This is a genomic window from Mesorhizobium sp. M0618, from assembly GCF_040320765.1.
Classification (GTDB): domain Bacteria; phylum Pseudomonadota; class Alphaproteobacteria; order Rhizobiales; family Rhizobiaceae; genus Mesorhizobium.
Genome location: NZ_JAMYQH010000067.1, coordinates 1 through 5,755, shown reverse-complemented (window position 1 = coordinate 5,755; position 5,755 = coordinate 1). Strand labels below are relative to the sequence as shown.

The following is a 5,755-nucleotide window of genomic DNA, read 5'->3' as shown; positions in this document are numbered from 1 at the left end:
GCGGGGGGTTCCCCCTCGCCTCGGGCCCCCCATTCCCCGGGGGGGGGGGGGTGTGGGGTTTCATTTTCCTAAACAACCCATAAAACTTGGTTTTTTAACCGGCGGGGGGGCCCGCCCCCCCCCCCGCCTCAACTCTAGAGGGCTCCAGATCAATAGATCTTGGAGAACTTCTCGATGTTCGACTTGTCGAACTGGAAGGGCGGAGCCATCGCAGCCGAATTGGTGTCGTCGAGCGTGACCTTGCCGACACGGCCGATCGACAGCGTGGCGCCGGGCTTGGCCTCTTCCTTCTTCACTGCCAGATCATGGGCGAGGTAGACGGCCGAGTAGCCGAGGTCGATCGGGTTCCACAGCGCAACCGCCTGGCTGGAACCGTTGTCGATGAACTTCTTGAACTCGGACGGCAATGCGAGACCGGTGACATTGACCTTGCCGATCAAGTTCTCATCGGTGACGACCTGGGCGGCGGCAACGACGCCGACGGTGGTCGGCGCTATGATCGCCTTGAGGTTCGGATAGGACTTCAACAGGCCCTTGGCCTCATCAGTGCTCTTGGCCGAATCGTCATCGCCATAGACGGTGGCGACAAGTTTGATCTTGGGGAACTTCTCCGGCAGGATTTTCTTGGCCGCATCGATCCAGGCGTTCTGGTTGGTCGCGGTCGAGGAGGCCGACAGGATGGCGACTTCGCCGCCTTCCGGCAGGTAATCGGCGGCAAGCTTGATGATGGTCTCGCCGATCAGGCCGGTGTCGGACGGGTTGAGGTGAAGCTGGCGGCCTTCCTTGGCGACGCCCGAATCCCAGGAGATGACGGTGATGCCGCGTTCCATGGCCTTCTTCAGCACCGGTACCAGCGCGTCGGCGTCATTGGCCGAAATGGCGATGGCGTTGACCTTCTGCGCGATCAGCGAATTGACCACTTCGATCTGCGCTTCGGCGGTCGCCTTGGTCGGGCCGGTGTAGATGATGTCGACATCGCCGAGTTCCTTGGCCGCCTCTTCGGCGCCCTTGTTGGCGGCATCGAAGAAGCCGTTGCCGAGCGACTTCACCACCAACGCGATCTTGACGTTCTCGGCATAGGCGGCATTCACGAACATGGCGGCTGAGAATGCAGCCGTCACCATCAATTTCTTCAAGAAGCTCATCGAATTTCCTCCCTTGAGCGTTGCATTCCATCGCCGCTGCGAGCGCGAGTTGGCCTCAGGCCTGCAGTGAAGATTCTTCCTTGTTGGTTGCGGATGTGCGGGCGACGACCAGCGTCACGCCGGCGGTTTCCAGCATCTTGGCTTCGCGATCCTCGATGCCGTCATCGGTGATGACGGTGGCGATGCGCGACAGGCCGCACAGGATCAGGCTGGAGCGTTTGCGGAATTTCGAGGAATCGACCAGCACCACCAGCTCGTCGGCCTGGTCGATCAGTTTCTGCTCCGCCTGGATCAGCAGCGGGTCGCCCTCCATCAGGCCGAGCGGCCCCAACCCTTGCGCGCCCATGAACATGCGGCGCGCATAGAAATTGCGCGTCACGTCATTGTCGAAGGGCGACAGGATGATGTTCTGCTCGCGGTAGATCGTGCCGCCAGACAGCATGACGGTGTTCTTGGAGTGCTTGAGCAGGTGCTCGGCGATCGGGAACGAATTGGTGAAGATCGGCATGCGGCGGCCGGTCAGGAAATGCACCATCTGGAATGTGGTGGTGCCGCCATTGATGATGATCGGTTCGCCGTCCTTGCACAGCTCGACCGCTTCGCGCGCAATCGCCCGCTTCTGTGAGGCGTTGATCGTTTCGTTGACGGAAAAGGGCCGGCCGGCCAGCCCAATGAACTGCGGCGGCGAGATTGCCTCGGCGCCGCCGCGCACACGGCGCAGCCGCTTCTGGACGTGGAGGGCCGCGATATCGCGCCGGATCGTCGCCTCGGAAGACTCCGTCAGGTCGACCATCTCCTGCACCGTCACCACAGGCTTTTCCTGGACGGCGGACAGAATGATCCTGTGGCGCTCTTTTTCGTGCATGGTTCCTCCCTGCCTGAGCATCTAGGCACCCAAAACGCGCAGTGTCAATCATTTCCGATCATATAATTTCATTGTGCAGTGCAATATGATCGATATTGATCGTTTGTGATTGACAAGCCGGCCGCTTCCGTGGAAATTCGGGGCCAAATGGCCGCACCTTTTGCGTGCCTTTCGGGAGGATTTCTTATGCTCGACAAGCGCACCGGCGCGAGCCTCGCCAATCTGTGGGACGAGGCCAAGGCTCACGCTATGAGCGGGCCGGAACTTCTGGTCTACCGCTCGAACACACTTGGTTCCGACAAGCGCGTCACCAACTATGGCGGCGGCAACACCTCCTCGAAGATATGGCAGAGAGACCCGCTCACCGGCGAGGATGTCGAAGTGCTTTGGGTCAAGGGCTCGGGCGGCGACAGCGCCTCGATCAAGCTGGACGGCTTTGCCACGCTCTACATGGACAAGCTGCGCGCGCTCAAAGGCCTCTATCGCGGCGTCGAGCACGAAGATGAAATGGTCGGCTTCCTGCCCCACTGCACCTTCAACCTCAATCCGCGCGCGGCCTCTATCGACACGCCGTTGCATGCCTACGTGCCGAAGCCTTTTGTCGACCACATGCATCCCGATGCCATCATCGCCATTGCCGCCGCCAAGGATTCGAAGGCGCTGACGAAAGAAATCTTCGGCGACGCCATCGGCTGGCTGCCGTGGAAGCGTCCCGGGTTCGAGCTTGGTCTTTGGCTGGAGAAATTCTGCCTCGAACATCCCAGTGCCAAGGGCGTCATCCTCGAAAGCCACGGCCTGTTCACATGGGGCGACACTCCCCGGGAATGCTACGAGACGACGATCTCGGTGATCAACCAGGCGATCGAATGGTTCGAGCGCCGCTCCGAGGGTGTCGCTATCTTCGGCGGTGAGGAGGTCAAGGCACTCGACGCCACCGAGCGCCGTGCCATCGCGGCCAAACTGATGCCGAGGATTCGCGGCCTGATCTCGGAAAAGAGCCACAAAACAGGCCATTTCGATGATTCCGCCGCCGTGCTCGAATTTGTCAATTCCAGGGATCTGCGCCCGCTGGCGGCACTCGGCACGTCGTGCCCCGACCATTTCCTGCGCACCAAGATCCGCCCCCTGGTCATCGAATTCGATCCGGCCAAGCCCGATGTCGATGCGGTGATTGCGCGGCTTGCCGACGACATCGCAGCCTATCGCGTCGGCTACCAGGCCTATTACGAGGGCTGCAAGCATCCGGATTCGCCCGCCATCCGCGATCCCAATGCCGTGGTCTACCTGATGCCCGGCGTCGGCATGTTCACCTTCGCCGGCGACAAGGCGACGGCGCGCATTTCGGGCGAATTCTATGTCAACGCCATCAACGTCATGCGCGGCGCCTCCACCGTCTCGTCCTATGTCGGGCTGCCCGCACAGGAAGCCTTCGACATCGAATACTGGTTGCTCGAGGACCTGAAGCTGCAGCGCATGCCGAAGCCGAAGTCGCTTGCCGGCCAGATCGCGCTGGTCACCGGCGGCGCCGGCGGCATCGGCCGCGCCACGGCCAACCGCCTGCTGCGCGAAGGCGCCTGCGTCGTGCTGGCCGACATCGACGAGACAGCGCTGGCCGGCGCCAATGACGAACTGGCGAAAGTCTACGGCAAGGATTTCGTCCGCCCGGTGTTGATCAACGTCACCTCGGAGGATCAGGTCATTTCGGGCTTTGCCGAGACGGCGGTCGAGTTCGGCGGCATTGACATTCTGGTGTCGAACGCAGGGCTGGCCTCCTCGGCGCCGATCGAGGAGACGACGCTGGCGCTGTGGAACAAGAACATGGACATATTGTCGACCGGTTATTTCCTGGTCTCGCGGGAAGCGTTCCGGCTGTTCCGCGCGCAGAAGATTGGCGGCAACGTCGTCTTCGTCGCCTCCAAGAACGGCCTTGCCGCATCGCCCAACGCTGCCGCCTATTGCACCGCCAAGGCCGCCGAGATCCATCTCGCCCGCTGTCTGGCGCTGGAGGGCGCGGAGGCGCAGATCAGGGTCAATGTCGTCAACCCGGACGCGGTGCTTCGCGGCTCGAAGATCTGGACCGGCGAGTGGAAGGAACAGCGCGCCGCCGCCTACAAGATGTCGACCGACGATCTGGAGGAGCACTACCGCTCGCGTTCGATGCTGAAGCGCTCGGTCTTCCCGGAAGACATCGCAGAGGCGATCTATTTCCTGGCGTCCGACATGTCGGCCAAGTCGACCGGCAACATCATCAATGTCGACGCGGGCAACGCCCAGTCGTTCACGCGCTGAGCGGAGGAGGACGATGGAACAGATCATCGCCGCCGATACCGTCGACAAGGACAATGCCGCGCGGAAGGCCGACCTCGAACGCGACTACGCCTCGCTCGGCGAACGCCTCGACCGTCGCGGCATCGCCATCGACGCCATCCGCGACAAGGTCGAGAAATTCGCGGTGGCGATCCCGTCCTGGGGTGTCGGCACCGGCGGCACGCGCTTTGCCCGCTTTCCCGGCGCCGGCGAGCCGCGCGACATCTTCGACAAGATCGAGGATTGCGCCGTCATCCAGCAATTGACGCAGGCGACGCCGACCGTCTCCCTGCACATTCCGTGGGACAAGGCCGACCCGAACCGGCTGAAACAGGCCGCCTCGCGCTTTGGCCTCGGCTTCGACGCCATGAACTCCAACACCTTTTCCGATGCCAGGGACCAGAAACTCTCCTACAAATTCGGCTCGCTCTCGCATGCCGATGCCGGGACGCGCCGGCAAGCGGTCGAGCACAATCTCGAATGCATCGAGATCGGCGAGACGCTTGGCTCCAAGGCGCTGACGGTGTGGATCGGCGACGGCTCGAACTTCCCGGGCCAGGTCAATTTCGCCAAGGCGTTCGAGCGCTATCTCGACGCCATGAAAGAGGTTTACGCCGGGCTGCCCGCCGGCTGGAAGCTGTTTTCCGAGCACAAGATGTACGAGCCGGCCTTCTATTCCACCGTCGTGCAGGACTGGGGCACCAACTACATCATCGCCAGGGAATTGGGCGACAAGGCGTTCTGTCTCGTCGACCTTGGCCACCATGCCCCCAACGTCAACATCGAGATGATCGTCTCGCGGCTGATCCAGTTCAAGAAGCTCGGCGGCTTCCACTTCAACGATTCGAAGTATGGCGACGATGATCTCGATGCCGGTTCGATCGATCCCTACCGGCTGTTCCTCGTCTTCAACGAACTGGTCGATGCCGAACTTTCCGGCGCCGAGGGTTTTGACCCGGCGCACATGCTCGACCAGAGCCACAACGTCACCGACCCGATCGAAAGCCTGATGCTGTCGGCGGTCGAGGTGCAGCGCGCCTATGCGCAGGCGCTGCTCGTCGACCGCAAGGCGCTGGAAGGTTTTCAGGACTTGAACGACGCGCTGATGGCGACGCAGACGCTGAAAGCCGCCTACCGCACCGATGTCGAGCCGATCCTCGCCATGGCGCGACTGAAGACGGGTGGCGCCATTGATCCGGTCGCGGCATATCGTGCGGCGGGCTACCGGGCGAAAGTCGCGGCCGAACGCCCGGCGGTTGCGGGCGGTTCAGGCGGGATTGTGTAGGCCTTTAGTTCGATTTTCCGTCGATCCGACAGAGAGGGCGGCACTTGAGCACCCCCCTCTGTCCTGCTGGACATCTCCCCCGCAAGGGGCCCGTTGCGTTATTAAGTTATACGGGCAAGGAGGGAGGGTCGGGCCAATGTGGGGTGCCTTGCG

4 protein-coding genes are annotated in these 5,755 nt (G+C 62.2%); 2 read left to right on the top strand and 2 right to left on the bottom strand.

Annotated elements, in window-relative coordinates; all coding sequences use genetic code 11:
- Window positions 1-149 precede the first annotated feature (149 nt).
- Both rhaS and NKJ04_RS33435 read right to left on the bottom strand, forming a co-directional pair.
- The gene (gene rhaS / locus NKJ04_RS33440; RefSeq protein ID WP_023813908.1) at window positions 150-1,145 is read right to left on the bottom strand and encodes a rhamnose ABC transporter substrate-binding protein; all 996 of its coding nucleotides are present in this window, start codon (window positions 1,143-1,145) and stop codon (window positions 150-152) included.
- Window positions 1,146-1,200: 55 nt separating this feature from the next.
- The gene (locus NKJ04_RS33435; RefSeq protein WP_256745987.1) at window positions 1,201-2,010 is read right to left on the bottom strand and encodes a DeoR/GlpR family DNA-binding transcription regulator; all 810 of its coding nucleotides are present in this window, start codon (window positions 2,008-2,010) and stop codon (window positions 1,201-1,203) included.
- 186 nt (window positions 2,011-2,196) lie between these two features.
- Between NKJ04_RS33435 and NKJ04_RS33430 the strand changes: the two genes are divergently transcribed.
- Entirely contained in the window at window positions 2,197-4,299 is a 2,103-nt protein-coding gene (locus tag NKJ04_RS33430) for a bifunctional rhamnulose-1-phosphate aldolase/short-chain dehydrogenase (protein WP_352680098.1), read from the top strand.
- A gap of 13 nt (window positions 4,300-4,312) precedes the next feature.
- A complete protein-coding gene (rhaI, locus tag NKJ04_RS33425; protein ID WP_352680096.1) occupies window positions 4,313-5,602 on the top strand; it encodes an L-rhamnose catabolism isomerase in 1,290 nt (429 codons plus the stop codon).
- The last annotated feature ends 153 nt before the right edge of the window (window positions 5,603-5,755 follow it).

Excerpts from the sequence above, each read along its gene's own strand:
- NKJ04_RS33435 (WP_256745987.1), bottom strand. The coding sequence starts at position 2,010 with ATGCACGAAAAAGAGCGCCACAGGATCATTCTGTCCGCCGTCCAGGAA.
- rhaS (WP_023813908.1), bottom strand. The coding sequence starts at position 1,145 with ATGAGCTTCTTGAAGAAATTGATGGTGACGGCTGCATTCTCAGCCGCC.
- NKJ04_RS33430 (WP_352680098.1), top strand. The coding sequence starts at position 2,197 with ATGCTCGACAAGCGCACCGGCGCGAGCCTCGCCAATCTGTGGGACGAG.
- rhaI (WP_352680096.1), top strand. The coding sequence starts at position 4,313 with ATGGAACAGATCATCGCCGCCGATACCGTCGACAAGGACAATGCCGCG.